Source organism: Candidatus Macondimonas diazotrophica (assembly GCF_004684205.1).
GTDB classification, from domain to species: domain Bacteria; phylum Pseudomonadota; class Gammaproteobacteria; order UBA5335; family UBA5335; genus Macondimonas; species Macondimonas diazotrophica.
In genome coordinates this window covers 20,884-46,932 of the sequence record NZ_SRIO01000009.1, presented here as the reverse complement: position 1 = coordinate 46,932, position 26,049 = coordinate 20,884, and the positions used below count along the sequence as shown (strand labels likewise).

At 65.6% G+C, this 26,049-nt stretch carries 22 protein-coding genes and 1 tRNA gene; 15 read left to right on the top strand and 8 right to left on the bottom strand.

Going from position 1 to position 26,049, the window contains the following annotated elements; translation table 11 throughout:
• Positions 1 to 15: 15 nt before the first annotated feature.
• Genes ribBA through glyA form a run of 5 tightly spaced genes read right to left on the bottom strand, consistent with a single transcriptional unit; the run spans position 16 to position 4,729 of the window.
• Complete coding sequence (gene ribBA / locus E4680_RS08095) at positions 16 to 1,125, bottom strand: bifunctional 3,4-dihydroxy-2-butanone-4-phosphate synthase/GTP cyclohydrolase II (protein ID WP_135281907.1); 1,110 nt, start codon at positions 1,123 to 1,125, stop codon at positions 16 to 18.
• Between the two features lie 4 nt (positions 1,126 to 1,129).
• Entirely contained in the window at positions 1,130 to 1,792 is a 663-nt protein-coding gene (locus E4680_RS08090; protein ID WP_135281906.1) for a riboflavin synthase, read from the bottom strand.
• A 1-nt stretch (position 1,793) separates the two neighbouring features.
• The gene (gene ribD / locus E4680_RS08085) at positions 1,794 to 2,927 is read right to left on the bottom strand and encodes a bifunctional diaminohydroxyphosphoribosylaminopyrimidine deaminase/5-amino-6-(5-phosphoribosylamino)uracil reductase RibD (protein ID WP_240696154.1); all 1,134 of its coding nucleotides are present in this window, start codon (positions 2,925 to 2,927) and stop codon (positions 1,794 to 1,796) included.
• Positions 2,927 to 3,454, bottom strand: coding sequence for a transcriptional regulator NrdR (gene nrdR, locus E4680_RS08080; RefSeq protein WP_135281905.1), 528 nt, complete (start codon positions 3,452 to 3,454; stop codon positions 2,927 to 2,929). The genes ribD and nrdR overlap by 1 nt, the downstream gene beginning before the upstream one ends.
• An 18-nt stretch (positions 3,455 to 3,472) precedes the next feature.
• A complete protein-coding gene (glyA, locus tag E4680_RS08075; RefSeq protein WP_135281904.1) occupies positions 3,473 to 4,729 on the bottom strand; it encodes a serine hydroxymethyltransferase in 1,257 nt (418 codons plus the stop codon).
• Between the two features lie 124 nt (positions 4,730 to 4,853).
• Here glyA and ettA point away from each other — a divergent pair, with 124 nt between their 5' ends.
• Positions 4,854 to 6,521 carry an energy-dependent translational throttle protein EttA gene (gene ettA, locus E4680_RS08070; RefSeq protein WP_135281903.1) on the top strand — a complete coding sequence of 556 codons (1,668 nt, stop codon included), beginning with the start codon at positions 4,854 to 4,856 and terminating at the stop codon, positions 6,519 to 6,521.
• 21 nt (positions 6,522 to 6,542) lie between these two features.
• Here the strand turns inward: ettA and E4680_RS08065 are convergent, their stop codons facing one another.
• Both E4680_RS08065 and E4680_RS08060 read right to left on the bottom strand, forming a co-directional pair.
• Positions 6,543 to 6,938 (bottom strand): cupin domain-containing protein, encoded by a 396-nt coding sequence (locus E4680_RS08065; protein WP_135281902.1) that lies wholly within the window; start codon positions 6,936 to 6,938, stop codon positions 6,543 to 6,545.
• A complete protein-coding gene (locus tag E4680_RS08060; RefSeq protein WP_135281901.1) occupies positions 6,935 to 7,720 on the bottom strand; it encodes a dienelactone hydrolase family protein in 786 nt (261 codons plus the stop codon). The genes E4680_RS08065 and E4680_RS08060 overlap by 4 nt, the downstream gene beginning before the upstream one ends.
• Positions 7,721 to 7,860: 140 nt before the next feature.
• Between E4680_RS08060 and E4680_RS08055 the strand changes: the two genes are divergently transcribed.
• The 14 genes from E4680_RS08055 (at position 7,861) to E4680_RS07990 (ending at position 24,639) form a co-directional block, all read left to right on the top strand.
• Positions 7,861 to 8,811: a homoserine kinase gene (locus E4680_RS08055; protein WP_135281900.1), complete on the top strand. Its 951-nt coding sequence runs from the start codon at positions 7,861 to 7,863 to the stop codon at positions 8,809 to 8,811.
• A gap of 139 nt (positions 8,812 to 8,950) precedes the next feature.
• Positions 8,951 to 11,674, top strand: a complete 2,724-nt coding sequence (locus E4680_RS08050; RefSeq protein WP_167792443.1) for an AsmA family protein — start codon at positions 8,951 to 8,953, stop codon at positions 11,672 to 11,674.
• Positions 11,671 to 12,747 carry an A/G-specific adenine glycosylase gene (mutY, locus tag E4680_RS08045; RefSeq protein ID WP_240696153.1) on the top strand — a complete coding sequence of 359 codons (1,077 nt, stop codon included), beginning with the start codon at positions 11,671 to 11,673 and terminating at the stop codon, positions 12,745 to 12,747. Before E4680_RS08050 ends, mutY begins: the two co-directional genes overlap by 4 nt.
• Before the next feature lie 50 nt (positions 12,748 to 12,797).
• Entirely contained in the window at positions 12,798 to 13,724 is a 927-nt protein-coding gene (locus E4680_RS08040) for an ABC transporter ATP-binding protein (protein ID WP_135281898.1), read from the top strand.
• Positions 13,721 to 14,482 carry an ABC transporter permease gene (locus E4680_RS08035; protein ID WP_135281897.1) on the top strand — a complete coding sequence of 254 codons (762 nt, stop codon included), beginning with the start codon at positions 13,721 to 13,723 and terminating at the stop codon, positions 14,480 to 14,482. Before E4680_RS08040 ends, E4680_RS08035 begins: the two co-directional genes overlap by 4 nt.
• Before the next feature lie 190 nt (positions 14,483 to 14,672).
• Positions 14,673 to 14,951 carry an oxidative damage protection protein gene (locus tag E4680_RS08030; RefSeq protein WP_135281896.1) on the top strand — a complete coding sequence of 93 codons (279 nt, stop codon included), beginning with the start codon at positions 14,673 to 14,675 and terminating at the stop codon, positions 14,949 to 14,951.
• A gap of 97 nt (positions 14,952 to 15,048) precedes the next feature.
• Positions 15,049 to 15,124: transfer RNA gene (locus tag E4680_RS08025), tRNA-Phe, on the top strand.
• A 161-nt stretch (positions 15,125 to 15,285) separates the two neighbouring features.
• A complete protein-coding gene (locus tag E4680_RS08020) occupies positions 15,286 to 15,945 on the top strand; it encodes a cation efflux transmembrane domain-containing protein (RefSeq protein ID WP_135281895.1) in 660 nt (219 codons plus the stop codon).
• Between the two features lie 34 nt (positions 15,946 to 15,979).
• Positions 15,980 to 16,324, top strand: coding sequence for a hypothetical protein (locus E4680_RS08015; protein ID WP_135281894.1), 345 nt, complete (start codon positions 15,980 to 15,982; stop codon positions 16,322 to 16,324).
• A 93-nt stretch (positions 16,325 to 16,417) separates the two neighbouring features.
• A complete protein-coding gene (locus E4680_RS08010; protein ID WP_135281893.1) occupies positions 16,418 to 17,734 on the top strand; it encodes a TolC family protein in 1,317 nt (438 codons plus the stop codon).
• Between the two features lie 10 nt (positions 17,735 to 17,744).
• A complete protein-coding gene (locus tag E4680_RS08005; RefSeq protein WP_135281892.1) occupies positions 17,745 to 19,259 on the top strand; it encodes an efflux RND transporter periplasmic adaptor subunit in 1,515 nt (504 codons plus the stop codon).
• Between the two features lie 10 nt (positions 19,260 to 19,269).
• The gene (locus E4680_RS08000) at positions 19,270 to 22,434 is read left to right on the top strand and encodes an efflux RND transporter permease subunit (protein WP_135281891.1); all 3,165 of its coding nucleotides are present in this window, start codon (positions 19,270 to 19,272) and stop codon (positions 22,432 to 22,434) included.
• A complete protein-coding gene (locus tag E4680_RS07995) occupies positions 22,431 to 23,483 on the top strand; it encodes a DMT family transporter (protein ID WP_135281890.1) in 1,053 nt (350 codons plus the stop codon). The genes E4680_RS08000 and E4680_RS07995 overlap by 4 nt, the downstream gene beginning before the upstream one ends.
• 250 nt (positions 23,484 to 23,733) lie before the next feature.
• Positions 23,734 to 24,639: an alpha/beta hydrolase gene (locus tag E4680_RS07990; RefSeq protein ID WP_135281889.1), complete on the top strand. Its 906-nt coding sequence runs from the start codon at positions 23,734 to 23,736 to the stop codon at positions 24,637 to 24,639.
• A 56-nt stretch (positions 24,640 to 24,695) separates the two neighbouring features.
• Here the strand turns inward: E4680_RS07990 and chrA are convergent, their stop codons facing one another.
• Positions 24,696 to 25,931: a chromate efflux transporter gene (gene chrA / locus E4680_RS07985; protein ID WP_135281888.1), complete on the bottom strand. Its 1,236-nt coding sequence runs from the start codon at positions 25,929 to 25,931 to the stop codon at positions 24,696 to 24,698.
• Positions 25,932 to 26,049: the final 118 nt, after the last annotated feature.

Genomic DNA, 26,049 nt, shown 5'->3' with positions numbered 1-26,049 from the left:
AAGGAGAGAGTCGGGTCAATCGGGTGCGACGACTTCGACCACTTCGAGACCGAAGCCCGAGATGGCCTGAAAGCGGCGCGTGGAGCTCAAGACACGCATCCGATGCACGCCCAGGTCCTTGAGAATCTGGGCGCCGATTCCATGAGTGCGCAGCACGCCGCTGATGCCCGGACGATGGGCGGGTGGACGGCCCGGGATACCGAGTTCGCGGACCCGCTGCAGCAAGGTGAACGGCGGCTCGGGTTTGCGCAGCACGACCAGCACGCCCTGCTCCTGCCGACCCATGTAGGCGAGCGCCGCGTCCAGCGGCCAGCCGGCTTCGGAATCGTCCAGGCTGAGCAGATCGGTCAGCGTGTTCTCGACATGTACGCGAACCAAGGCCGGGGTTTCGGGGTCCAGATGGCCGCGCACCAGGGCGAAGTGCACCGTGCGATCCAGAGCATCCTCGTAGGCCACCAGGCGGAAATCGCCGTACCGGGTGGTGAGGCGCGATTCGGCGCAGCGGGTCACGGTTTTCTCGGTTTCGAGGCGATAGCGGATCAGATCCGCAACGGTGCCGATTTTGAGGTCGTGTTCGGCTGCGAAACGCTCCAGTTCCGGCCGCCGCGCCATGGTCCCGTCTTCGCTCAGGATCTCGACGATCACCGCGGCCGGTTCCAGCCCGGCGAGACGGGCCAGATCACAGCCGGCCTCCGTATGGCCCGCGCGGGTCAGGACGCCGCCCTTCTGGGCCATCAACGGGAAGATGTGACCCGGGGTGACCAGATCGGTCGGGGCGGCGTCCGCACGGACGGCGGCCTGGATCGTGCGGGCCCGGTCGGCTGCGGAGATGCCAGTCGTGACCCCCTCGGCGGCTTCGATCGAGACCGTGAAATTGGTGGCATGCTTCTCGTCGGTGGCGCTGACCATGAGTGGGAGACGCAGTTGCTGGCAGCGCTCTGCGGTGAGCGTCAGGCAGATCAGGCCACGGCCATAGCGGGCCATGAAGTTGATGTCATCGGCGCGGCAGTGAGCGGCTGCCATCAACAGATCGCCTTCGTTTTCCCGATCCTCGTCATCCATCAGGACGACCATGCGGCCGCGGCGGATGTCTTCGATGATCTCCTCGGTGCTGTTCAGCGCCATGGGTTTATCCCTCTCCTGCAGGGGATGCGAATCCCTGCTGTGCCAGCCATGATTCGGTGATCCGACTTTCGCCGCTCGGATTCTGCATCAGCCGTTCCAGATAACGCGCCAGAAGGTCGACTTCGAGGTTTACCCGTTGGCCCGGCTGATACTGGCCCAGGGTCGTTCGTTCGCGGGTATGGGGAATGATGTTCGTCTCGAAGTGTTGTCCGGCCACGGTGTTGACGGTCAGGCTGATGCCATCGATGCAGATCGATCCCTTGGCGGCGATGTAGCGCGCGAGCTCAGCCGGCGCCTCGAAGCGCAGACGCCAGGATCGCCCGTCGGGGTGCTGATCGACGAGCCAGCCGATGCCATCGACGTGCCCGCTGACCAGATGCCCGCCCAATGGGTCGATGGGCCGTAGCGCCGGTTCCAGGTTGACCGGATCGCCGGGCTTGAGATCGCCCAGCGTCGTGCAGTCCAGTGTCTCGCGCGATACATCGGCCCAGAAACCGTCTGCAGTGTAAGAGGTGGCGGTCAGGCAGGCGCCGTTCACGGCGATGCTGGCGCCGGGCACCAGGCCGGCGATGATGTCGGGCGCATGGCCGATACGCAGCCGGACGTCGCCGCCGCGCGCTTCGCATTCCGCCAGCGTTCCGACGGCCCGAATCAAACCCGTGAACATCTCAATGCGTCTCCTTCTCCTGCTGTTCGGGCGTCGCCCGGATCCGCCAATCCGCGCCCACTGCGCGCACATCTCGGATGCGCAGGGGAATGCGGGCATCCAGTCCCACGAGGTCCGGCAGATCGAACATGCCGCGTCCGTGGCTGCCCAGCAGCGACGGCGCCAGATAGATGATCAGCTCATCGACCCGATGAGCTGCGATGAGCCCGCCCGCCAGAGTGGGCCCGGCCTCGATCAGCACATCGTTCACCCCAAGGCTCGCCAGATGTGTGAATACGGCGGCCGGATCAGTCGGCTCGGGCAGGCCGATCACTTCGGCGCCGGCGTCCTGCAGCGCCTCGGCGCGGCTTTCTGGTACCGGCGCTGCGGTATAGACGACCAGACGGCCACCCGGGCCGAACAGCCGACCGCCGGGCATCAGCCTCAGACGCCGGTCCAACACCGCCCGCAGCGGCTGATGCCAAGGGACGACCCGGCCATCCGGGGCGACGCCATGCCCGGGCAGCCGCACGGTCAGCGCCGGATCGTCGGCCAGCGCCGTACCGCTGCCCGTCAGTACGGCGCCGCTTCTGGCGCGCAGGTGCTGGACATCCAGCCGCGCCGCCGGACCGGTAATCCATTGGCTTTTCCCGTTCGCGGCGGCAGTGCGTCCGTCCAGGGTTGCACCGAGTTTCAGCGTGACCCTTGGCCGCCCCTGTGTCATGCGCTGAATATAGCCGGGGTTCAGTTGCCGCGCGGCCGGATTGCCGACCTGCTCGGTGACCGCGATGCCCGCTGCGCGCAGCTGGGCATGACCTTCTCCTCGCACCAGCGGATTGGGATCTTCCATGGCCGTGACGACCCGCGTCACCCCGGCGGCAATCAGGGCCGCGCTGCAGGGTGCCGTGCGGCCGTGATGGCTGCAGGGTTCGAGCGTCACATAGGCCGTTGCGCCGCGCGCCCGCGCGCCCGCCTGCTGCAGGGCATAGATTTCGGCATGAGGTGCACCGGCCTGCATATGCCAGCCTTCCCCGACGATCTGTCCATCGGACACCAGCACACAGCCGACGCGCGGGTTGGGTTGGGTGGTGGCCATGCCGCGCTCGGCGAGGCGAATGGCGCGGGCCATGTAGCGGGCATCATCGGCCTGCTGCATCAGGAGGCTTCCTCGTCGGCCGTTCCCCCGGGCAGCAGCGACAATTGCCGCCGCGTTCCGGCCGGGGTGGGCGCCGCCGCTTCCTGCAGCCGCTCCACTTCCTCCCGAAACGCGTTCACGTCCTGGAAACTGCGGTAGACCGAGGCGAACCGCACATAGGCGACCTGATCCAGTTCCCGCAGCTCGTCCATCACCCATTCACCGATGCGACCGGTGGCGACCTCGCGGTCTCCGGTGGCGCGGATACGACGCAGGATCCGGCTCACAGCGGCTTCGACCGCTTCGGCTCCGACCGGGCGCTTTTCGAGCGCCCGTAACAGACCGCTGCGCAACTTGTCTTCATTGAACGGCTCACGTGTCCCATCCCGCTTGACCACGCGCGGCAGCACCAGCTCGGCGCGCTCGAACGTGGTGAAGCGTTCCCCGCAGGTTGGACATTCGCGTCGGCGTCGGACCTGGGTACCGTCTTCGGCCAGCCGGGAATCCACGACGCGGGTATCGGCCGCCCCGCAAAACGGGCAATGCATCGCTGCGCCGGTCCCAGGTCAATCCGCGCCGTAGACGGGGAAGCGCCGGCAGATGGCAAGAACCTCGCCCTTGATCCGGTTCAGCACGGCGTCATCGTTCGGGTGGTCCAGCACTTCGGCGATCCAGCGACCGAGGGTTCGGGTCTCCTCGACGCCAAAGCCGCGTGTGGTGATGGCCGGGGTGCCCAGGCGGATGCCGCTGGTGACGAAGGGCGAGCGCGGATCGCCCGGTACCGCATTCTTGTTGATGGTGATATTCGCTGCGCCCAAGGCGGCTTCCGCATCCTTGCCGGTCAGCTCGCGGCCGATTAGATCCACCAACATCAGGTGGTTGTCGGTTCCTCCGGAAACGATCTTGTATCCACACTCGACCAGGGCCGCCGCCAGCACGCGTGCATTGTCGACGACCTGTTGCTGATAGGTCGCGAATTCCGGCTGGAGCGCTTCCTTGAATGCCACGGCCTTGGCGGCAATGACGTGCATCAGGGGACCGCCCTGGATGCCCGGGAACACGATGCTGTTCAGCTTCTTTTCGATTTCCGGGTTGGGGCGCGCCAGAATGAGGCCGCCGCGCGGGCCGCGCAGGGTCTTGTGCGTGGTGGTCGTGGTCACGTCCGCCAGTGGGACGGGGCTGGGGTAGACGCCCGCGGCGACCAGGCCGGCCACATGCGCCATATCGACCAGCAGATAGGCACCCACCTCGTCGGCGATGGTCCGGAAGCGAGCCCAGTCCACGACGCGCGAATAGGCGGAGAAGCCGGCCACGATCAGGCGGGGACGATGTTCGCGTGCGAGCGTTTCCACCTGGACGTAATCGATGAGCCCTTCGCTGTCCACGCCGTATTGGACGGCGTTGTAGATCTTGCCGGAGAAATTCACCGAGGCGCCATGGGTCAGGTGGCCGCCATGGGCCAGCGACATGCCAAGCACGGTGTCGCCGGGCTGCAGCAGCGCCATGTAGACGGCCTGGTTGGCTTGGGAACCCGAATGCGGCTGGACATTGGCGTAGCTGGCGCCAAACAGTTCGCAGGCCCGCTTGATGGCCAGATCTTCGGCCACATCGACATATTCACAGCCGCCGTAATAGCGCTTGCCGGGATAGCCTTCGGCGTACTTGTTGGTCAGCACCGACCCTTGCGCTTCCAGAACACGCGGGCTGGCATAATTTTCCGAGGCGATGAGTTCGAGATGTTCCTCCTGACGCTGGGCTTCGGCGGTCAGGGCGGCCTGCAGTTCATCATCGAACCCGGCGATCCGCATGCTGGGGCTGAACATGGCGGGGCGACTCCTTGGCAAGATGGGCGAGAGCGACGAAACGGCGTATTGTACCCGATCCTCGCGGTACACTGGCCCTCCATCGCCATGCGCGATGCACCGGCAATCCTTCAGGAATCCGATCATGTCCCAATACATCTACACCATGCACCGTGTCAGCAAGGTCGTCCCGCCCAAGCGGGAAATCCTGCGTGACATCTCGCTGTCTTTCTTTCCCGGCGCCAAGATCGGCGTGCTGGGCCTCAATGGTTCGGGAAAATCCACCTTGCTGCGCATCATGGCGGGCGTCGATCGGGAATTCGAGGGGGAGGCCCGTCCGCAGGCGGGGATCAAGATCGGCTATCTGGCCCAGGAGCCCGAGCTCGATGAGAGCAAGGATGTGCGAGGCAACGTCGAGGATGGGATCCGGGAGCTCAAGAATCTGCTAGACCGCTTCAACGCCATCAGCAACGCCTTCGCGGAGCCGGATGCCGACTTTGATACCTTGCTTGCTGAGCAGGCCGAGCTGCAGGACAAGATCGATGCTGCCGGCGCCTGGGAACTGGATCGCACCCTGGAAATCGCGGCGGACGCCCTGCGCCTGCCGCCGTGGGATGCCGATGTGAAGACCTTGTCCGGGGGCGAAAAACGGCGCGTCGCGCTGTGTCGCCTGTTGCTTTCCAAGCCCGACATGCTGCTGCTCGATGAGCCCACCAACCACCTGGACGCCGAATCGGTTGCCTGGCTCGAACGCTTTCTGCACGACTACAAGGGCACGGTGATCGCGGTGACCCACGATCGCTACTTCCTCGACAACGTTGCGGGCTGGATTCTCGAGCTCGACCGCGGACACGGTATCCCTTGGGAAGGCAACTATTCCAGCTGGCTGCTGCAGAAGGAAAAGCGTCTCGCCCAAGAGGAGAAGGCCGAATCGGCGCATCGCAAGGCCATGCAGGCTGAGCTCGAATGGGTCCGCAGCAATCCCAAGGGCCGCACGGCCAAGAGCAAGGCGCGTCTGGCGCGCTTCGATGAACTGGCTTCGCAAGAGTTCCAGAAGCGCAACGAGACCCAGGAACTCTACATTCCGCCGGGGCCGCGTCTGGGCAATCTGGTGATCGAGGCCGAGGGCCTGCGCAAGTCGTTTGGTGAGCGGCTACTGTTCGAGAACCTCGGATTCCGCCTGCCGCCCGGCGGTATCGTCGGGATCATCGGTCCCAACGGGGCAGGCAAGACCACGCTGTTCCGGATCCTCGCCGGCAAGGAACAGCCTGATGCCGGAGAATTGCGCCAGGGTCCGACCGTCGAGCTGGCCTATGTCGACCAGAGTCGGCAGAGCCTGGATGACGACAAGACCGTGTGGGAAGAAATTTCCGATGGCCAGGACATTCTGCGCGTCGGGACCTACGAGACGGTCTCTCGCGCCTATGTCGGCCGCTTCAATTTCAAGGGCACCGACCAGCAAAAACGGATCGGCGAGCTCTCGGGTGGGGAGCGCAACCGGGTTCATCTGGCCAAGGTGCTGCGCTCGGGCGGCAACGTCCTGCTGCTCGACGAGCCGACCAACGACCTGGATGTGGAAACCCTGCGTGCACTGGAAGAAGCGCTGCTCACCTTCCCCGGTTGCGCGGTGGTGATTTCGCATGATCGCTGGTTTCTGGACCGGGTGGCCACGCACATCCTCGCCTTCGAGGGGGACAGTCAGGTGGTGTGGTTCGAAGGTAACTACGCCGACTACGAGGTGGATCGCAAGCGCCGCCTCGGCGTTGCCGCCGATACGCCCCATCGCATCAAGTATCGGCCGCTCAAGGCCTGAGTCGGCCGAGTTTGCCGGATGTCAGGTGACCGGCGGATAGAAGATCGCCAGCCATAGGGTCGGTTCGTCGGGGTCGGTGGCGTCGACCCGATGCCGGCAGTGCGCCGGTAAGTGCAGCCAGTCGCCCGGGGCGAGGTGCATGGTTTGCGTTTCGTCTCCCGGGCCGAGCAGCGTCAGCGTGGCTGACCCGCTCACCAGGAGCACGAACTCATCCTCGTCCTGGTCGTACCAGAAATCCGGTGGACTGGCGTGCGCCCGACTTACGATGCGCTCGATGCGTGCGCCCGGCCGGCTGGCCAGGATCCGGATCTCCTCCGCGCTGCCCGGCGCCGGCAGGTCGCGCCAGAGATTGCCTCGAGCCGGCGGTGCGCCGGGCTCGGGAGACGGGTGTGAAGGGTCGTCCGCCCGGGCGATCATGCGACGTTCAGACGTTCGTTGAAAAAATGCAGCACGCGATCCAGCGCCGCGCGGGTCGGGTGTCCCTCCCGGTCCACCAGGTCATTGGTCAGCACCGAGTGGGCATAGCGCGGGATGCGGTGCGGATTGCCGGGGCCCGAATCGATCTCGATGGCCTCGAAGCCCTCGCCCAGTTCCCGACGCAGATGATCGAAGCGCGCTCGGGGACAGGCCATATCGTGCGTGAAGCGCAGCCCCAGCACACGTGCGCCGTCGGCCACCCGTCCTTTCACGCATCGCAGATCCTCGGGACTGATGTGCAGGGCGGCGCGGTGCGAGGCGGTGATGCCGAACGGCAGTGACGGCTGACTCAGAACGGGTGCGGCGACGACCGGATCGACCATCATGGCCAGAGCGAAGTTGCCGGTCAGGCACATCCCCAACACGCCCACGCCCGGCCCGCCGAGTTCGGCGTGCAGCGCGCGGCAGAGTGCTTTCAGCGGCTCGACGATTGGGCTCGTGCCGTGGCGGGCCAGGACATGGAACTCGCGCCGCACGCATGCCCGCATCATCGACGCTGCGAGATAGCTTCCCGAGAGTGGGCGCCCGGCGGTGCCGAAGAGTTCGGGCAGCGCCACACTGAAGCCGGCCTCGGTGACACGGCGCGCGAAACGCTCGACCTGCGGGGTGATACCGGGGATCTCGTGGATGACGACCACCCCGGGACCTGTCCCGGCGCGGTAGACCGGAAAGGTGGTCGCACCATCCGTGAACTGAGTCTGCTCGAAGCCGGACAAGGCCATCGCAACACTCCTGTGCGGGATTACTGCGCCAAGCATAGACCGGATGCCATCCCCGGCGTCGAGTCCCCGGGCCTCGGCTTCACCTGCAGCGATGCCTTGCGCTAAGCTTTGGCCTTTCCCGCTCCCGTTTTCGGTGTTTCATGTCGGTTTTCACCAAGGTCGAACGCAACGAGCTGATCGCGTTTCTGGACGCCTATACCGTCGGTGATCTGCAGCATTTTCAAGGCATTCGGGCTGGCATCGAGAACACCAACTATTTCGTCAATACCAGCGGCGGGCGTTGGGTGTTGACCTTGTTCGAAACCCTGCCGGTCAGCGAACTGCCGTTTTGCCTGTACCTGATGGATCATCTCGATGCGCACGGCATTCCGAGCCCCGCGCCGGTTGCCGATCGTAACGAACACATTCTTTCCGTGCTCAAAGGCAAGCCGGCGGCGTTGGTGCAGCGGTTGCCGGGGCGCAGCGCGCTGACACCCACTATCCCGCAGTGTGCGGCCATGGGGGAAATGCTTGCCCGGCTACATCTGGTCGGCCAGAGCTACGGCCGGCAACGGCCGAACAGCCGCGGCCCGCAGTGGTGGCAGCGCATGGCCGAGGTGCTGCTGCCGTATCTGGATGCTGCCGGGCAGCGTTTGCTGACCAACGAGCTCGATCACCAGATGCGCTTGCGCGATGCCGTGCTTCCGCGCGGCATCATCCACGGCGATCTGTTCCGGGACAATGTGCTGTTCCATGGCGATCGCATATCGGGTGTCATCGACTTCTACTACGCTTGCAACGATGTGCTTCTGTTCGACCTGGCCATTGCGGTCAATGACTGGTGTGCCACCGAGGACGGTAGCTTGGACGAGGAGCGGACCGCGGCGGCGGTCCAGTCCTATGCCCGCGAGCGTGCATTCGTGCCTGCCGAAGCGGAAGCCTGGTCGTCGCTGCTGCGCGCCGCCGCGCTTCGGTTCTGGCTCTCGCGCCTGCACGACCTGCATTTTCCACGTCCGGGCGAACTCACCCACATCAAGGATCCGGATGTGTTTCGGCGTATCCTCGAGCATCAGATCGAGACGCCGGCCCGTCTGCCGCCGGTGGGTTGGTGACGCCAGCCCCGTAACGCGACAACGGGGCTCATGGACGTGAACGCAGATGCTGCGTACTGGTCTATGACATCGCCAGCGGGTGCCGCTCCTCGGCAGGGCCGGCACCGGCATGGAACGCCCAGCTTCTACGAGGTGCCTTATGAATCGATGGATCAAGATCAGCGGAATCGCGCTCGCCGTCCTCATCGTGTTGGCTCTGGTGCTGACGCTTGCGCTGCCTCGGCTGCTTGATCCGAACGCCTATCGCGATGATCTGACCCGCCTCGTTTCCGAACAGACCGGGCGGACGCTCACCCTGGAGGGGGATCTGGGTGTCAGCGTCTTTCCGTGGCTGGGTCTTGAAGTCAACGGCGCCTCGCTGGCCAATGCACCGGGATTCGGTGAGGAGCCCATGCTCGCGGTGCGCCATGCCGCGGCGCGCATCCGGCTGTTGCCTTTGTTGGCCGGGCGGCTCGAATTCGGCACCATCGCCCTCGATGGTCTGCAGCTGAGTCTGGCGCGAGCGGCCGATGGCCGCAGCAACTGGCAGGACATCCAGGAACGGCTGGCCCGTTCGGAGGAAACCTCCGAAACCACGCCCGAAGCCGAATCGCCATCGCAAACCGATGGTCGGTTTTCGCTGAGCGAGTTCAACATCACGGGTGTGCGGGTGCAGGAAGGACGTCTGCTGTGGGATGACCGTCAGAACGGCACACGCTATGCGCTGACCGACTGGGACCTGAAGACGGGGCAGGTGCGCTTCGGCGGCAAGGTTCCGGTGACCTCGAGCTTCAATCTGTCGGTGGGTGCGCCGGATCTCGATGCGGAGGTCGATTTCGAGGCCGGCGTGCAGGTCGCGCCGGAGGCGGGCCGCTATGTGGTCGAGGATTTGATGCTCGAGACCCGCCTGCGCAGTCCGGAGCTGTTCGGCGAGGCGGTCCTGCCGGTGGCGCTCTCCGGCGCCGGGGTCTGGCAGCAGGATGCGCCGGGAACGCTGGGTCCCATCAGGCTCGAAGTCGGTCCCTACAAGACAGCTGGCCAGCAGATCGACAAGCTGGTTCTGACGGTGGACGAGGGTGTCGTCGATGTCGCCCGGTCCATTGCCCGATTGGCCCAGGTAAAGCTGTCGGGCGAGAACATCCGGTGGGCGGGCAGCGCCTTGGACAGCTTGGATCTGCAAACCGGCGGCGAGGTGAACTGGGGCAGCGGGCGGGTCGAGTTGGCCAGCGTCCGGTTGCAAGCCAAGGCGCTGCGTCCGACGGCAGACATGGCCCCCGTCGCGCTGGACGCGAGGACGCCGGTCTCGGTCGACTGGAAACGCCAACGACTGGAAGCACCGGATCTGGGCGTCACGCTGGATGGAAAGCTGGCAGTTGCCGGCGGGCAGGGGCTGCTCGATCCGTCGCTGAGCGGGAAGCTCGATTACGACTGGGGTGCCGGCCGGGCGCGCCTGAACGATATGCGTCTGTTGGCCGAGTCCCTCGATCTGGGCGATGGTCGGGTCCTGGCCAGGCCTGAAATCACCACCGATGTCGCCGGTGCACTGTCCGATCAGCGCTGGTCGCTGAAGCCGTTGAACCTGCGTGTGGGCGATCTGTTCAGGGCCCAGGGCAATATCGACATCACCGCGGCGCGAGGCTTCGGGTATCAGGGTCGCATCGACGCGCCGCCCTTCGCACCCCGGCCGCTGTTCACGGCGCTGAAGATCGAGTTGCCACCGACCACTGCGTCCGATACCTTGCGCACCCTGGCGGTAAACACCGCCTTCAAAGGAACGGCCGAACGGGTCGCGCTGGATGACTTGCGCGTCGATCTGGATGGCGGCCGCATGCAGGGCAGTGCGGCGATCGCCTGGGACGAGCGCATGCAGGTGAAGACCGATCTGACGGTGGATCGGTTGAATGTGGACCGCTACCTGCCGCCCACTTCCGGCAGCGCACCCGAGCCCAAGCCCGCGACAGGAACCGCCCCGGCCGGTGATCCGGGGCCCCAGCCCATTCCGGTGGCCCTGTTGCGACAGTTCGATCTCGACACCCGGCTGCGAGTCGGGGCGCTGACCCTGAGCCGGATCGCCATGCAGAACGCCGAGATCCGGGCCGTGCTCAAGGATGGCCGGCTGGTCGTGGACCCCTTGCAGGCGGGGTTGTTCGGCGGCCAGATGACCACGACGATGCAGATCGACGCCGCCCCCGAGGTGCCGACGGTGACGATCAAGCCGGTATTCAAGGGCATTCAACTGGCGCCCCTGATGCAGCGTTTCGCCGGCGAAGCTTATCTCACCGGAACCGGGACACTGGATCTCAACGCCGCCACACGCGGCGCGGATACCGGGCAATGGCTGCGCAATCTCGACGGACTGCTTTCGGTGGATCTGCGCGATGGCCGCATCGAGCGGATCGATATCCTCAATCAGCTGCGGCGCGGTTATGCCCAGGTGCGGTCGCTGGATCCGGGGCCCGCACCCGAAGGTGGCACCGAATTCACAGAGCTCAAGGGGAAGGTGTCGATGAAAGGGCCGATCTGGCGCAACGAGGCTCTGTCGCTGACCTCACCGCTCCTGCGCATGGATGGCAAGGGGCAGATTGATGTTGATCGTCAGCAGCTCGACTTCGACGTATTGGCTACCTTGCTGGGCACCGGAATGATTCGCGGTGACCGCTGGCTCGAGGATCTGATCGACAAGCCCATACCCATCGCCATCAAAGGTCCGTGGGCTCGGCCGAGTGTGCGTCCAGACGTCAAGGCGCTGGCCGAGGCCAAGGCGCGCGAGCGGCTGGAACAGGAAAAACAGAAGATCCAGGAGAAGCTCAAGGACCGGGAAGACGAACTGCGCGAGAAAGCGGCCGAGAAGATTCAGGAGGGGCTGGGGAAATTCCTGCGGTGACTTGGGCCGCGCTTCCCTTGCCACCGGCGGCTTTCGCCGAGCGGGTGCTGGCCTGGTTCGATGTCCATGGGCGCCACGGTTTGCCGTGGCAGGCGGATCGGGATCCCTACCGGATCTGGGTTTCCGAGATCATGCTGCAGCAGACTCAGGTGGCCACGGTCATCCCTTATTACCAGCGATTCATGACCCGCTTTCCGGACGTGGCGAGTCTGGCCGCAGCCGATCTCGACACGGTGCTGGGGTTCTGGACCGGGCTGGGTTACTACGCGCGTGGCCGGAACCTCCATCGTGCCGCGCAGTGGGTCTTGGCGCACCACAAAGGCTGCTTTCCCACCGACCCGGAATCCCTGCGGGAGCTGCCTGGCATCGGACGTTCCACGGCGGCGGCCATCGCAGCGCTGTCCACGGGCGCGCGCGAACCGATCCTGGACGGGAACGTGAAGCGGGTACTGTGTCGTTTTCTGGCGCTCGACCTGCCTCCGGGAACGGCGCGCGATCGGCGGCTGTGGGCGGCGGCCGAGGCGCTGACCCCCACCAGCCGGGTCGACGCCTATACCCAGGCGATGATGGATCTCGGTGCCACCTGTTGCACGCCGCGGCGACCCCAGTGCGCGCGCTGCCCACTCCGGCCGGATTGCCGCGCGGTCGCGCTGAACCAGGTCGAGTCGTTTCCCCGCCGGGCGGTTCGCCGCGCGGCCCCGGAAGTGGCAGTCACCTTGTTGGCGATCGGCGATCCGGACGGGCGGATCTGGCTGGAGCGACGACCGCCGCGCGGCATCTGGGGTGGCATGTGGTGTCTGCCCGAGTGCCCACCTGAGACTGTGCCGGCGGACTGGTGCGCTCGGTGGTTCGGAGAGGTGCCCGCTTCGTGTGCGGCGCTGCCCGAGATCCGTCATGTCCTGACCCATCGCCGGTTGCGCGTGCAGCCTTGGCAGCTTCAGCTGTCTTCGGGTTGGGCCGATCCGGGCCTGCGCGAAGGCGTGTGGTACCAGTCTGGTACGATGCCGCCCGGCGGCATGGTCAAGCCGGTACTGGATCTTCTGGCAGGGCCGATCGGGGGCGTCCAGGGGTGATGGCCTTTCAACATTGTGAGGTGAAACGTGCAGAATCGGGCGGTGCGTTGATGTCATCCATCATTTCTGTTCGGGCATTGGACAAGCGGTATCCATCGGGATTTCAGGCCCTGCATGACATTCATCTCGAGATCCGGCGCGGGGAAATCTTTGCCCTGCTCGGCCCGAACGGCGCGGGCAAGACCACGCTGATCAGCATCATCTGCGGCATCGCCATGCCCAGCGCCGGCACCGTGACGATCGCCGGCTACGACAGTCGCGCCCAGTATCGGGCTGCACGTTCACGGGTCGGTCTGGTGCCCCAGGAGCTCTTTACCGATGCCTTCGAGACGGTCTGGGCGACGGTCGCCTTCAGCCGCGGCCTGTTCGGCAAGCCGCCCGATCCGGTCTATCTGGAGCGGGTGCTGCGCGACCTGTCGCTCTGGGACAAGCGCAACGATCGCATCATGACGCTGTCCGGCGGCATGAAACGGCGCGTGATGATCGCCAAGGCGCTGTCCCACGAACCCGAAATCCTGTTCCTCGATGAGCCCACCGCCGGGGTCGACGTCGAGCTGCGACGCGACATGTGGCAATTGGTGCGCACGCTGCGTGCTCAGGGCGTCACCATCATCCTGACCACCCATTACATCGAGGAAGCCGAGGAGATGGCTGATCGCATCGGCGTGATCCGGGGTGGCCGGCTGATCCTGGTCGAAGAGAAGCAGGTCTTGATGCACCGGATGGGCGAACGCCAGCTGCGCCTGCAGTTGCAGCAGCCGTTGTCCGTGCTGCCGGCGGGTCTGAGCAGCTATCCCCTGGCATTGTCTACCGATGGCAGCGAGCTGATCTATACCTATGACGCTGCCGGGGATCAGGCCGGGATTGCCCATATGCTGCGGGATCTTTCGGCGCATGGCATCGATTTCAAGGGGCTGCAGTCGCGTGAGAGTTCGTTGGAGGACATCTTCGTCAATCTGCTGAAGGCGCATTCATGAATCTCTATGCCATCCGCGCGATCTACCATTTCGAAATGGCCCGTTGGTTCCGCACGCTGCTGCAGAGCGTCGCGTCGCCGATCCTGTCGACTTCGCTGTATTTCGTGGTGTTCGGCGCGGCGATCGGCACGCGCATGGGGGACATCAACGGTGTGTCCTATGGCGCCTTCATCATCCCGGGCCTGCTGATGCTGTCCCTGTTGTCCGAAAGCATTTCCAATGCCTCATTCGGGATCTACATGCCGAAATGGTCCGGGACGATTTACGAGGTGCTGTCTGCCCCGGTTTCGGCAATCGAAGTGCTGGCCGGCTATGTCGGCGCGGCAGTGACCAAGTCCGTGTTGCTTGGCTTGCTGATTCTGGCAACGGCCCGTCTGTTCGTTCCCTACAGCATCGATCACCCGCTGTGGATGGTGCTGTTCTTGTTGCTCACGGCGATCAGCTTCAGTCTGTTCGGCTTCATCCTCGGCGTTTGGGCCGACAACTGGGAAAAGCTGCAGATCATCCCGCTCATGATCGTCACGCCGCTCGCGTTTCTGGGGGGTAGCTTCTATTCCATCGACATGCTGCCGCCCCTGTGGCAGAAGATCGCGCTGATCAATCCGGTGGTCTATCTCATCAGTGGATTCCGCTGGAGTTTCTACGGGGTCGCCGAAGTGCACATCGGCATCAGCCTGACCATGATCGCCCTGTTTCTGGGATCGTGTCTCCTGGTCATCACCTGGATTTTTCGGACCGGCTACAAGCTCAAGCAATGAAGGATGCCAGTGCAATTTCCGTTCGCCGGACCTTTTCTGCCGAGGGGTGGGCTTTGGTATAGAATCGGAACCTCAATAAAGAAAGAAACAGGCGAGCGTCGGGTACCGGCCCCGAACGCATGAGCCAGACGGGTCAGCGCAGGGGAGAATACCAGCCACGATTGGGATTTCGCAGTGGAGGAATGAGGATATGACGCGGATGGTGCAGTGCATCAAGCTTGGCCAGCAAGCGGAAGGGTTGGATTTTCCACCCTACCCGGGCGATCTCGGCAAGCGCATTTATGAATCGGTTTCCAAACCGGCCTGGCAGGAATGGCTGCGCCACCAGACCATGTTGATTAACGAATATCGCCTCACGCCCATCGATCCCAAGGCGCGCAAGTTCCTGGAACAGGAAATGGAAAAATTCTTTTTCGGTGGAGACAGCGCCGCGCCGCCCGAATTCGTTCCGCCGGCGCCGGCGGGCTGAGCGCGCCGGCGGCTTGACGCGCGGACGGGCAGGCGGTACATTTCGCGCCTCTTTCTTGCATCGGGATGCGGCTGATTCGCTGCACCCGTCTCGATCGGGCCAGGTAGCTCAGTCGGTAGAGCAGGGGACTGAAAATCCCCGTGTCGGCGGTTCGATTCCGTCCCTGGCCACCATCTTCTCCCTTAATCATTCGTCGGTGCCGTGCATCGGTCGTGTTGCTGTTGGCGCAATATCGCGCAAAGTATCTCCCGGCATTTGTGCCGGGCCTGCTTGACGGCGGCGCGCGCGTGGGCCCCAATGATCGATGTGGCAGGCTCGTTCGGGGAGCAGGGCGATGGGCGGTGACAGCTGCGCCAATGGCGCATGTTCAGCAGCAGCGGTGGTCCGTCCCGGCTACCGGCGGGCGCTATGGGCCGCACTCATCGTCAACGCCCTCATGTTCGGTGTCGAGCTCGCCGGCGCGCAGGTTGCCGGTTCGGTTTCCTTGCTCGCCGATGCCGCGGATTTTCTAGGCGATGCCGCCAATTACGCGCTTTCGCTTGCCGTGTTGTCGATGGGCCTGATCTGGCGCGCGCGGGCGGCCTTCCTCAAGGGACTGACCATGGCTGCCTTCGGTGCGTTCGTGCTGGGCAAGGCGGCATTCAGCGTGGCCGGTGGCGCACCGCCGGAGCCGCTGACCATGGGTTTTATCGCCGTGCTCGCGCTGGCCGCCAACGTCGGCGTGGCGCTGATGTTGTATGCCTTCCGTAGCGGCGATGCCAATATGCGGTCGGTCTGGCTGTGCAGTCGTAACGATGCCATCGGCAACATCGCCGTCATGCTGGCGGCGCTGGGTGTATTCGGCACCGGCCGCGCATGGCCCGACCTGATCGTCGCGGCGATCATGGGCACCCTTGGAATCACGGCGGCATGGGCCGTTCTGCGCCATGCGCGCACCGAGATGGCCAGCATCCGGACGCCGGCCGTGCGGCCCGCCCGGTCGTCGGGTGATTGACACGGCACCGTAGGGCTCATTATGGTGCGGCGTTATGCGCCGTCTGGTTCTCATCCTGCTGATCTGCCTGTTTCCGCTCCAAAGTTCCTGGGCCGCGGTGGCGCACTACTGGGAGCACGGCAGTCTCTATCAAGTGATGGGTAAAGCGGCGCATGCGGCCGAGGCTGGCGAGCGTGCTGCGGCAAAAGACACCCATGGGCATCAGCGCACGTTTCCGACACACGATCACTGCCATCTCGCCGGGTTCGTGGCCGTTCCGAGTGGCTTCACGCCTATCGCCGTCGTCTCTTCGCGGATGAGTCCACCTGAGACGGACAGCCGCTACCGCTCGCAAACCGTTCGTCCACCCGAACGTCCCCAATGGGTCGTGTCCGCCTGATACGGCGGGACGACGGCCAGTTCGCGATCAAGCACGTTTCCTCATTCGCTCTTGCCGCGTTACCGCGAATTCGTTCTATGCGTGGAGCGTTCGATGCGAAGACTGCTTTGGCCGTTGGGGTTGGCGGCGCTGATCTGCAACCCATCCTTTGCCGGGTCGCCTGCGGCCGATTGTGGCCCGATCCGGATCGCGAGTGACGCCGGGCGAGCAACTGAAACCCGGCCCGAAGGTCCCCTGACCCTGCCTGGCGCGCTCGCCATCACTGGCCGCGTCAATCCCGACCTTGCGGCGGCGCGGCGGGAAGTTCAGGTCTTCGAGGCCGCCATCAGGCAGGCCCGGAGCAGGCCCAATCCTGAACTGTCGGCCGAACTCGAAGACACCCGCCCCGAAACCCGCACCACACGGCTGGCGTTGAGCCAGCCCATCGAACTGGGCGGCAAGCGCGCCGCGCGGATCGACGCAGCCGACTACGGGCGGGCGGCAGCCGAAGCCAAGCTCATCGCCAGCCAGATGCGGATCTGTGCGGCGGTACGCGTCGCCTTCTTCGATGCCCTGATTGCCCAGGAAACCCTCGAACTGGCCCAGGCCAGTGCCGAGTTGGCGCAGCGGGCGACGCAGGTGGCCGAGCGCCGGGTGCTTGCGGGCAAAGTCTCTCCGATCGAGCAAACGCGGGCACAGGTGAATGAGGCTGCGGTGCGCGTGGCGCTGCACGCTGCGGAAAAAGCGCTCACGACCGCACGCAGCCAGCTGGCTGGCGCCGTTGGCGACGAAACCCTGCCGGTCGACCGGCTCCAGGGCGATGTCGCCAGCCTGCCGGAGTGGTTGACGCGCGCCGAGCTGGCACAGCACATCGATGCCGCACCCGCAGTCCGGCAGGCCCGGATCGCGCTGGAGCATAGCCGGGCCCGGATCCAGGTCGAGCGCAGTCGGCGTATTCCGGACCTCTCTGTGAGCGTGGGCGCGCAACACGACAGCGAACGCGACCTCGATCAGGCCATTATCGGCGTTTCGGTCCCGATTCCGCTGTTCGATCGCAATCAGGGGAATCTGGAGGCAGCGCTGCGCCAGAGCGATCAGGCGCGGGATGAACTGATGGCAACGAAGCTTCGGATCGCGACTCGGCTCGATCAGGCCCTTGGCCGTTTCGCCACGGCCCGCAGCGAGCTGACTTTCCTCGAACGCGACATTCTGCCCGGCGCGCAAGGTGCCTATGACGCCGTGCTCAAGGGTTTCGAGCTCGGCAAATTCAGTTTCCTGGACGTGCTGGACGCGCAGCGCACCCTGTTCTCGGCCAGGTCTCAGCAGCTCGATGCGCTGCGTGAGGCGCATCACGCCGCCGCGGCCCTCGGCGCGCTGCTCGGGGACGGCGCCGATGACGCGTCCCTGTCGTCTGTTGCAGATCTACGGTAGGAACGGACCAATGAAACGCAGATCGAACCCCAAACAGGCGATGGCAGTCGCCGCAATCCTGGTGATCGGCGCGGTGCTGGCCGCGTTGATCCTGAGCCGCGACCTGCCGTCTCCAACCCATGAAGGTGAAGGACGCGGCACAGCGGCGCATGCCCACGAGCGCGATCCCACAGCGGCTTCCGGCAGCGATGAGGGGCCCCACGGAGGGCGGCTGTTCAAGCAGGATTCCTACGCGCTCGAGCTGACCATTTTCGAGCGCGGCGTTCCCCCTCAGTTCCGCATCTATGCCTACCGTGATGACCGCTTGCTTGATCCCCGGACCAGCGATGTCAGTTTGACGCTCGAACGCCTGGGGCGTCCGCCGCAGGTGTTCAGCTTCACACCCCAGGGTGAATACCTCGTGGGCGATGCCGTGGTGGAAGAACCGCACTCGTTCAAGGCCACGCTTACGGCACAACACGAGGCGCAGACCTACCGTTTTGGCTTCGAACAGGTCGAGGCACGGGTGACGATACCCGATGCGCAGCTCGAAGCCAGCGGGGTCACCCTGCGCCGTGCCGAACCGGGGCGGATCCGCAGCCTCGTGCCGCTCATCGGTGAGATCCGCCTCAATGAAGATCGCACCGTGCATGTGGTCCCGGTGCTGGGCGGCATCGTCCAGTCGGTCAGGGTCAATGCCGGCGACCGTGTGCAGGCGGGTCAGGTTCTGGCGGTGATTGCCAGCCGGGATCTGGCCGAGCAGCGCGCCGAGCTGCTCGCCGTCCAGAAACGCCTGGCGCTGGCGCGCACTGTTTATGCACGGGAACGCGCGCTGTGGGAAGCACGCATCGCTGCCGAGCAGGACTACCTGGCGGCCCGCGCTGCGCTGCAGGAAGCCGAGGTCGTCGAGCAAAGCGCGCGACAGAAGCTCGCTGCGCTTGGCAGCCTGCCGACCGGGGGTGATCTGGCGCGCTATGAGCTGCGGGCCCCGATCGACGGGGTCATCGTGCGCAAGCACATCGCACGGGGCGAAGCGGTCGGGCATGATGCGACTGTCTTCGTGCTGGCCGATCTGTCCACGGTCTGGGCCGAGATGACGGTCTATGCCAAGGATCTGGCGGTCGTGCAGGCCGGTCTGGCCGCGACAGTGCGTGCCGAAGGGTTCACGGCGCAAAGCCAGGGTCGCGTTGCGTATGTCAGCGAACTGGTTGGGGCGCAGACGCGCACCGCCACGGCGCGGATCGTGTTGCCCAATCCCGAGGGAATCTGGCGGCCGGGGCTGCCGGTCACGGGCGAGCTGGTGGCGGACGAGGTAGCGGTTCAGGTCGCCGTATCCACCGAGGCGATCCAGACTCTGGGCGATTCAACCGTGGTTTTCGGCCGCTATGGTGATCTGTTCGAGGCGCGTCCGGTGGTGTTGGGGCGCAGCGATGGCCGGCTGGTCGAGGTCGTCGCCGGCTTGAACCGCGGCGAGCGCTACGCCGCGGAAAACAGTTATCTGATCAAGGCCGAGCTGGGCAAGGCCGGCGCCAGCCACGATCACTGAGAGGCGCGCCATGTTCGAGAGAATCCTGCGTTTCGCGGTCGAGCAGCGCGCCCTGGTCCTGATCATGGTCCTGGGCATGGCCGCGGTCGGCATGTACAGCTATCGGCAGCTGCCGATCGACGCCGTGCCCGATATCACCAATGTCCAGGTGCAGATCAATACTGCAGCGCCCGGCTATTCGCCACTCGAGGCGGAGCAGCGTGTCACCTTTCCCATCGAGACCGTCATGGCCGGGCTGCCGGCCCTCAAGGAGACCCGGTCGCTGTCGCGCTATGGCCTGTCGCAGGTGACGGTGATCTTCGAGGACGGCACCGACATCTACTTCGCGCGCCAGCTCGTTAACGAGCGCATCCAGCAGGTCCGGGAGAGCCTCCCACCGGGTGTGACGCCGGCCATGGGGCCGATCGCGACCGGACTGGGCGAGATCTATATGTGGACGCTGGAAGTCGAGGAAGGCGCGGTCAAGCCCGACGGCACGCCCTACACCTCCATGGATCTGCGCGAAATCCAGGACTGGATCATCAAGCCACAGCTGCGCAACGTGCCGGGGGTCACCGAAATCAACACCATCGGCGGCCATGCCAAGGCGTACCAGGTCGCCCCCTGGCCGGATCGCCTCGTCGCCCATGGCCTCGCGCTGTCCGATCTGGTCGCGGCGCTAGCGCGCAACAACGCTAACGTTGGCGCCGGCTACATCGAACGGCGCGGGGAGCAGGTGCTGATCCGCGCGCCGGGTCAGGTTGCCGGTCTTGCGGACATCGGCGACATCGTCATTGCCGCGCCCGCAGGCGTACCGATCCGGATTCGCGATGTGGCCGAGGTCAGCCTGGGCCATGAACTGCGCACCGGCGCCGCCACCGAAAACGGCCGCGAAGTCGTGCTCGGGACGGTGTTCATGCTCATGGGCGAAAATAGCCGCGCCGTCTCCCAGGCCGTCGCCGCGAAGATGCAGGACATCCACCGTACCCTGCCGCCGGGCGTGGTGGCCCGGACGGTCTACGACCGCACCGAGCTGGTGGACAAGGCAATCGCGACGGTCCGGAAAAACCTGGTCGAGGGCGCGGCGCTGGTGATCGCGATCTTGTTCCTGTTCCTCGGCAACCTCCGCGCTGCGCTCATCACCGCGCTGGTGATTCCACTGTCCATGCTGTTCACCTTCAGCGGCATGGTGAGTAATCGAGTCAGCGCCAACCTGATGAGCCTGGGGGCGCTGGACTTCGGCATCATCATCGACGGCGCCGTGGTGATCGTGGAGAACTGCGTGCGGTGGCTGGCGCGGGCTCAAGTCGCCGCCGGCCGACCGCTGACCCGCCGCGAACGACTGGACGCGGTGTTCGCGGCCGCTCGCGAGGCGCGTCGGCCGCTCCTCTACGGCCAACTCATCATCATGGTGGTGTACCTGCCGATCTTTGCCCTCACCGGTGTTGAGGGCAAGATGTTCCATCCCATGGCCTTCACGGTGGTGGTGGCGCTGATCGGCGCCATGATCCTCTCGATCACCTTCATCCCGGCCGCGGTGGCACTGCTCATCGGCGACAAGGTGGCGGAGCGGGAAAACCGCCCGATGATCTGGGCCAAGAGGATCTATGGCCCCTTGTTCGACCGCGTGATGGCCCACCCGCCCGTCGTCCTGAGCATCGCCGCCGTGGCGGTGGCGCTGTCGCTGCTGCTCGCCACGCGCATGGGCGCCGAGTTCGTGCCCAGCCTCGATGAAGGCGACATCGCGCTGCATGCGCTGCGCATTCCCGGCACCAGTCTGAGCCAGGCGGTGCGCATGCAGGCGGAACTCGAGCGCACGCTCAAGCAGTTCCCGGAGGTCGACAAGGTGTTTGCCAAGATCGGTACGGCCGAGATCGCCACCGATCCCATGCCGCCCAACGTCGCCGACAATTTCGTGATGCTCAAGCCGCGCGCCGAGTGGCCCGATCCGAAGCGCTCCAAGGCCGATCTGGTCGCGGCCATGCAGGCGGCGGCAGCCCAGGTGCCCGGCAACAACTACGAGTTCACCCAGCCGATCCAGATGCGGTTCAACGAGTTGCTCTCGGGGGTCCGCAGCGATGTGGCGGTGAAGGTCTTTGGCGACGACATGGCGGTGATGGAACATGCGGCGCACCAGATTGCCGACGTGCTCGCGCAGGTGCCGGGCGCGGCGGATGTCCAGGTGGAACAGACCACCGGGTTGCCGATGCTGACGCTGGAGATCGACCGGGGGCGGATTGCCCGCCATGGCCTCAACGTCAGCGATGTCCAGGACGCCCTGGCAATCGCCGTTGGCGGGCGCGAGGCCGGTCAGCTGTTCGAGGGTGATCGGCGCTTTGATATTCTCGTTCGGCTTCCCGAAGCGTTGCGGACCGATCTTCAGGCAATCCGCCAGATTCCGATCCGCCTGCCCGGGTCATCAGCGAACCCGGGCGCTGCCTTTGTGCGGCTGGACGATGTGGCCAGCCTGTCGATCGCGCCGGGTCCCAACCAGATCAGCCGCGAAAACGGCAAGCGGCGGGTGGTGGTGACTGCCAATGTGCGCGGGCGCGACATCGGCTCCTTCGTGCGCGAGGCCCGTTCCGTCATGGACAAGCGTGTCGTAATTCCTCCCGGCTACTGGGTCGAGTGGGGAGGGACCTTCGAGCAGCTTGCCTCGGCGACCCAACGGCTCCTGATCGTGGTGCCGGTCGCGCTGCTGTTGATCTTCATGCTGTTGTTCGCCATGTTCGGCAATGTGAAAGATGGCGTGCTGGTGTTCACCGGCGTGCCCTTCGCGCTGACGGGGGGCATCCTGGCACTGTGGCTGCGGGGCATTCCACTGTCGATCTCGGCGGGGGTGGGTTTCATCGCGCTCTCGGGCGTGGCTGTGCTGAACGGCCTGGTGATGATCGCCTTCATCCGCGCCCTGCGCGAGGGCGGCAGGCCAATCGATGCGGCCATCCGCGAGGGTGCGCTGACCCGACTGCGTCCGGTGTTGATGACCGCGCTGGTGGCCTCGCTCGGCTTCATTCCGATGGCCATTGCGACCGGTACCGGAGCCGAGGTGCAACGCCCGCTGGCGACGGTGGTGATCGGCGGGATCCTGTCGTCGACGGTCCTCACTCTGCTGGTGCTGCCTGTACTGTATCGTTTGGCCCATGGTCGTGAGGGTGGGTCGCGTGCGGGTTCAGACCCGGTGACCGCGCCGGTATGATCGGCGCTCCCTCGCCACGCAGCGGCGTGTCCCAGGCCTTGCTTGCCGCCGTTCTGTTCGGGATGAGCACGCCGCTGGCCAAGGCCCTCACGGGGGTGGCCTCGCCACTCATACTCGCCGGCCTGCTCTACTTCGGCAGCGGGTTGGGACTGTTCGCCTGGCGGGCGGCGCGGCACGGCAGCGCCGCTGCGCCGGTGACCCGCACCGATTGGCCGTGGCTCGCTGGTGCGGTGATCGCGGGCGGCGTGATCGGCCCGGCGCTCCTGCTGTGGGGCCTCGCCAGCGTGTCCGGTGCGAGCGCCGCGCTGCTGCTCAATTTCGAGGGTGTGTTCACGGCGCTGATCGCCTGGTTCGTGTTCCGCGAGAACGTCGATGCACGCATCGCGCTCGGCATGGGACTCATCATCACAGCGGGTGTACTGCTGTCCTGGCAGGCGGGCGCCGGCCATGCCTTGCCGTGGGGCGCGCTTGCGGTCATCGGGGCCTGCCTGTTCTGGGCGATCGACAACAATCTCACGCGCCGGATAGCCGGTGCCGATGCGCTGACCATCGCCGCGCTCAAGGGACTGGTGGCGGGTGCGACCAATCTGATCCTGGGGGTATCGTTCGCCGGCACCTGGCCACCAGCGCTCCAGATCGGTGGCGCGCTGGTGCTGGGTCTGGTCGGCTACGGCGTCAGTCTGGTGCTCTTCGTCCGCGCGCTCGCCCAACTGGGGGCGGCGCGAACCAGTGCGTACTTCTCGGTAGCGCCATTCGCCGGTGTACTGGTTGCCCTGCTTCTGTTCGGCGAGCGGCCGGGGCCGGCATTCTGGATCGCCGCCGTGCTGATGGGAGCGGGCCTGTGGTTGCACCTCACCGAACGGCACAGCCATCTGCATACCCACGAGGCGTTGCGCCACACCCATCGCCACGTCCACGACGCTCATCATCGGCACGCACATGATTTTCCCTGGGATGGCCGCGAGCCGCATACCCACGAACATTTGCACGGGCTGATCACCCATCGCCACCCGCATTACCCCGACTTGCATCACCGCCATGGCCATTGAGGCGCTGAGCGGCGCCCCGGCATGCGGCGCGGCCAGGCGCTGGTGACCGGCACGCGCGCCGGTCGGAATCCGGGCCGGACTGATCGACGTACGCGTTGCGGCCCCCCTGCCGGTCGGGTTCAAATGGGTCACCGGTCACCGGCATGCGTGCGCTTCAGCAACCGCCATCGATCGGGTTGAGCGGCGCGGCCGCAATGGCGAGTCGCTTGCTGGCCTGGTGGTTCCTGACGTACGCGACGAATGGGTGGGCATGGACAGGAAGTGGCAAGTTTCGGGTCTCGTTCTGGCGGCGCTCCTCGTTCTTCCGGTGGCCTCGTTCGGCGGCGGATGGCTGCGCGCGCCGCTCTCGGAGACGGCGGCGAGCAGCGCGGCCGTCCGCCAGACACTTGCCTATGGCAGCCTTCCCACGCAGCAATTGGACATCTGGACGGTTCCGGCGGGCGACCGTCCCGCGCCGTTGGTGATGTTTGTCCATGGCGGTGCGTGGATGTACGGCAACCGGACTGCAGCAGCGAGCCGGTGGTTGCCGGCGCATTTGACGCGACAGGGCTATGCCTACGCCTCGATCGACTATCGGCTGGTGCCCGACGTCACGGTCGAGGCGCAGGTCGAGGATGTCGTTCAGGCGCTCGAGGCGCTGCTCGATCGCGCGACGGAACTTGGAATCGATCGTGGTCGGGTCGTCCTGATGGGGCATAGTGCCGGCGCACACCTGGCCGCGCTGGTCGGGACGGATGAGCGCTATTTGAAGGCGGCCGGGTTGAGTTTCGCTGACCTCAGTGGTGTGATCGCCAACGACGGCGCGGCTTACGATGTGCCGGCGCAAATGCGGGAGCATGGGCGGATAATGCAGCGAACCTATGCAACCGTGTTCGGCAACGATCCCGCGCGCCAGCGGGCGCTTTCGCCGACTTACAACGCTGCTGCGCCCAATGCACGCGCTTTCCTGCTGCTGCATGTCGAGCGGCCGGATGGTGTACGGCAAGCCGACGCGCTGGGTCGTGCCCTTGCCGCGGCGGGCACTGCCGTCGAGTACGGCCGCTTCTCCGGCAAGGGACTGCTTGGCCACATCGAGATCAACCGCAAGCTCGGCGACCCGGACCATGCCGCGACGGCAGTAATGGATGCCTGGTTGCGCAAGATCTTCGCCAAGTAGCCGGTGTCACGCGCTGCTGGGCGGGCCGACCGGTTAAACCCGGCGCAGCGAAGCGGTCAGCCGGTAATGCCCAGCAGTCCGCCGCCCAAGCCGCAGCCCAGGACCACCAGCCACGGCGGCAATCGCCAGAACATCAGCGCGACGAAGGCGATCAGTCCGAAGGCGAAATCGAGTGGTGTACCGATGGCACTGGTCCAAACCGGATCGTAGAGGGCGGCGAGCAGGACACCGACCACTGCGGCGTTGATGCCGGCCAGCGAGGCGCGCATGCGCCGGTTGCTGCGCAGGTGCGCCCAGAACGGCAGTGCGCCGGCAACCAGCAGAAACGACGGGGCGAAGATCGCCAGCAGACAGACCGCGCCACCCACCCAGCCCGAGGGACCGGCCTGCAGGGAAGCGCCCAGAAAGGCGGCGAAGGTGAACAGGGGACCCGGTACCGCCTGCGCGGCGCCGTAGCCTGCCAGAAACGTCTGCCCGTCGACCCAGCCTGTGGGAACCACGGCGGCCTGCAAGAGCGGCAGGACCACATGGCCACCACCGAAAACCAGTGCGCCGGCACGATAGAACGCATCGGTCACCGCGATGATCGGTGCGGGAAAGAGCCCAGCGAGAACCGGCAGGCCGAGCAGCAGCGCCAGGAACAATCCCAACCAGATGCTGCCGATGCGCCGACGGACGCGGATGGGTAGTGGGTGCTGATCCGCCGCCTGCTCGGGCCGGAACAGTGCCAGCCCGATCAGCCCGGCGGCGGCGATGACGCCCACCTGGGTGGAGGCGCCGGGCAGTGCCAGCGCAACACAGGTTGCCGCGGTCATCAGCGTCACGCGGGTTGCATCGGTGCACAGCGACCGCGCCATCCCCCATACCGCCTGGGCGACGACGGCGACCGCGACGATCTTCAAGCCATGCACGACACCCGCTGGCAGCAGTTCCGTGCTGTGCGAAAGGCCGAGTGCGAACAGGATCATCAGCAGCGCCGACGGCAGCGTGAATCCGGCCCATGCCGCCAGTACACCGGCGTAGCCCCGTCGCATCAGTCCGAGCCCCATGCCCACCTGGCTGCTGGCCGGCCCCGGCAGGAACTGGCACAAAGCCACCAGATCCGCATAATCGCGCTCGCTGAGCCAGCGTCGGCGCACGACGAATTCGTCGCGGAAATAGCCCAGATGGGCGATCGGGCCGCCGAAGGAGGTCAGTCCCAGCCGCAGAAAGATCAGGAATACATCCCGGATCCGCTCGCGTTCGGCGGCGGATGCGTGGAGAGACGGGGACTGCTTCGAACCGGTGATCATCAGCGGGTCCGCCGCTCAATCGTGCGGACGTGTCGGTGGGCCGCGCTCCTGGAGGTGGGCTGGATGATCGCCACGGCGTGGATTCCTCATGTACCCGACGGAGCTCCGATCATAGCGA

Bases quoted from the DNA above. Each gene is read 5' to 3' on its own strand.
- ribBA (WP_135281907.1), bottom strand. From the start codon at position 1,125: ATGGCGCTGAACAGCACCGAGGAGATCATCGAAGACATCCGCCGCGGC.
- E4680_RS08090 (WP_135281906.1), bottom strand. From the start codon at position 1,792: ATGTTCACGGGTTTGATTCGGGCCGTCGGAACGCTGGCGGAATGCGAA.
- ribD (WP_240696154.1), bottom strand. From the start codon at position 2,927: ATGCAGCAGGCCGATGATGCCCGCTACATGGCCCGCGCCATTCGCCTC.
- nrdR (WP_135281905.1), bottom strand. From the start codon at position 3,454: ATGCATTGCCCGTTTTGCGGGGCGGCCGATACCCGCGTCGTGGATTCC.
- glyA (WP_135281904.1), bottom strand. From the start codon at position 4,729: ATGTTCAGCCCCAGCATGCGGATCGCCGGGTTCGATGATGAACTGCAG.
- ettA (WP_135281903.1), top strand. From the start codon at position 4,854: ATGTCCCAATACATCTACACCATGCACCGTGTCAGCAAGGTCGTCCCG.
- E4680_RS08065 (WP_135281902.1), bottom strand. From the start codon at position 6,938: ATGATCGCCCGGGCGGACGACCCTTCACACCCGTCTCCCGAGCCCGGC.
- E4680_RS08060 (WP_135281901.1), bottom strand. From the start codon at position 7,720: ATGGCCTTGTCCGGCTTCGAGCAGACTCAGTTCACGGATGGTGCGACC.
- E4680_RS08055 (WP_135281900.1), top strand. From the start codon at position 7,861: ATGTCGGTTTTCACCAAGGTCGAACGCAACGAGCTGATCGCGTTTCTG.
- E4680_RS08050 (WP_167792443.1), top strand. From the start codon at position 8,951: ATGAATCGATGGATCAAGATCAGCGGAATCGCGCTCGCCGTCCTCATC.
- E4680_RS08040 (WP_135281898.1), top strand. From the start codon at position 12,798: ATGTCATCCATCATTTCTGTTCGGGCATTGGACAAGCGGTATCCATCG.
- E4680_RS08035 (WP_135281897.1), top strand. From the start codon at position 13,721: ATGAATCTCTATGCCATCCGCGCGATCTACCATTTCGAAATGGCCCGT.
- E4680_RS08030 (WP_135281896.1), top strand. From the start codon at position 14,673: ATGACGCGGATGGTGCAGTGCATCAAGCTTGGCCAGCAAGCGGAAGGG.
- E4680_RS08020 (WP_135281895.1), top strand. From the start codon at position 15,286: ATGGGCGGTGACAGCTGCGCCAATGGCGCATGTTCAGCAGCAGCGGTG.
- E4680_RS08015 (WP_135281894.1), top strand. From the start codon at position 15,980: ATGCGCCGTCTGGTTCTCATCCTGCTGATCTGCCTGTTTCCGCTCCAA.
- E4680_RS08010 (WP_135281893.1), top strand. From the start codon at position 16,418: ATGCGAAGACTGCTTTGGCCGTTGGGGTTGGCGGCGCTGATCTGCAAC.
- E4680_RS08005 (WP_135281892.1), top strand. From the start codon at position 17,745: ATGAAACGCAGATCGAACCCCAAACAGGCGATGGCAGTCGCCGCAATC.
- E4680_RS08000 (WP_135281891.1), top strand. From the start codon at position 19,270: ATGTTCGAGAGAATCCTGCGTTTCGCGGTCGAGCAGCGCGCCCTGGTC.
- E4680_RS07995 (WP_135281890.1), top strand. From the start codon at position 22,431: ATGATCGGCGCTCCCTCGCCACGCAGCGGCGTGTCCCAGGCCTTGCTT.
- E4680_RS07990 (WP_135281889.1), top strand. From the start codon at position 23,734: ATGGACAGGAAGTGGCAAGTTTCGGGTCTCGTTCTGGCGGCGCTCCTC.
- chrA (WP_135281888.1), bottom strand. From the start codon at position 25,931: ATGATCACCGGTTCGAAGCAGTCCCCGTCTCTCCACGCATCCGCCGCC.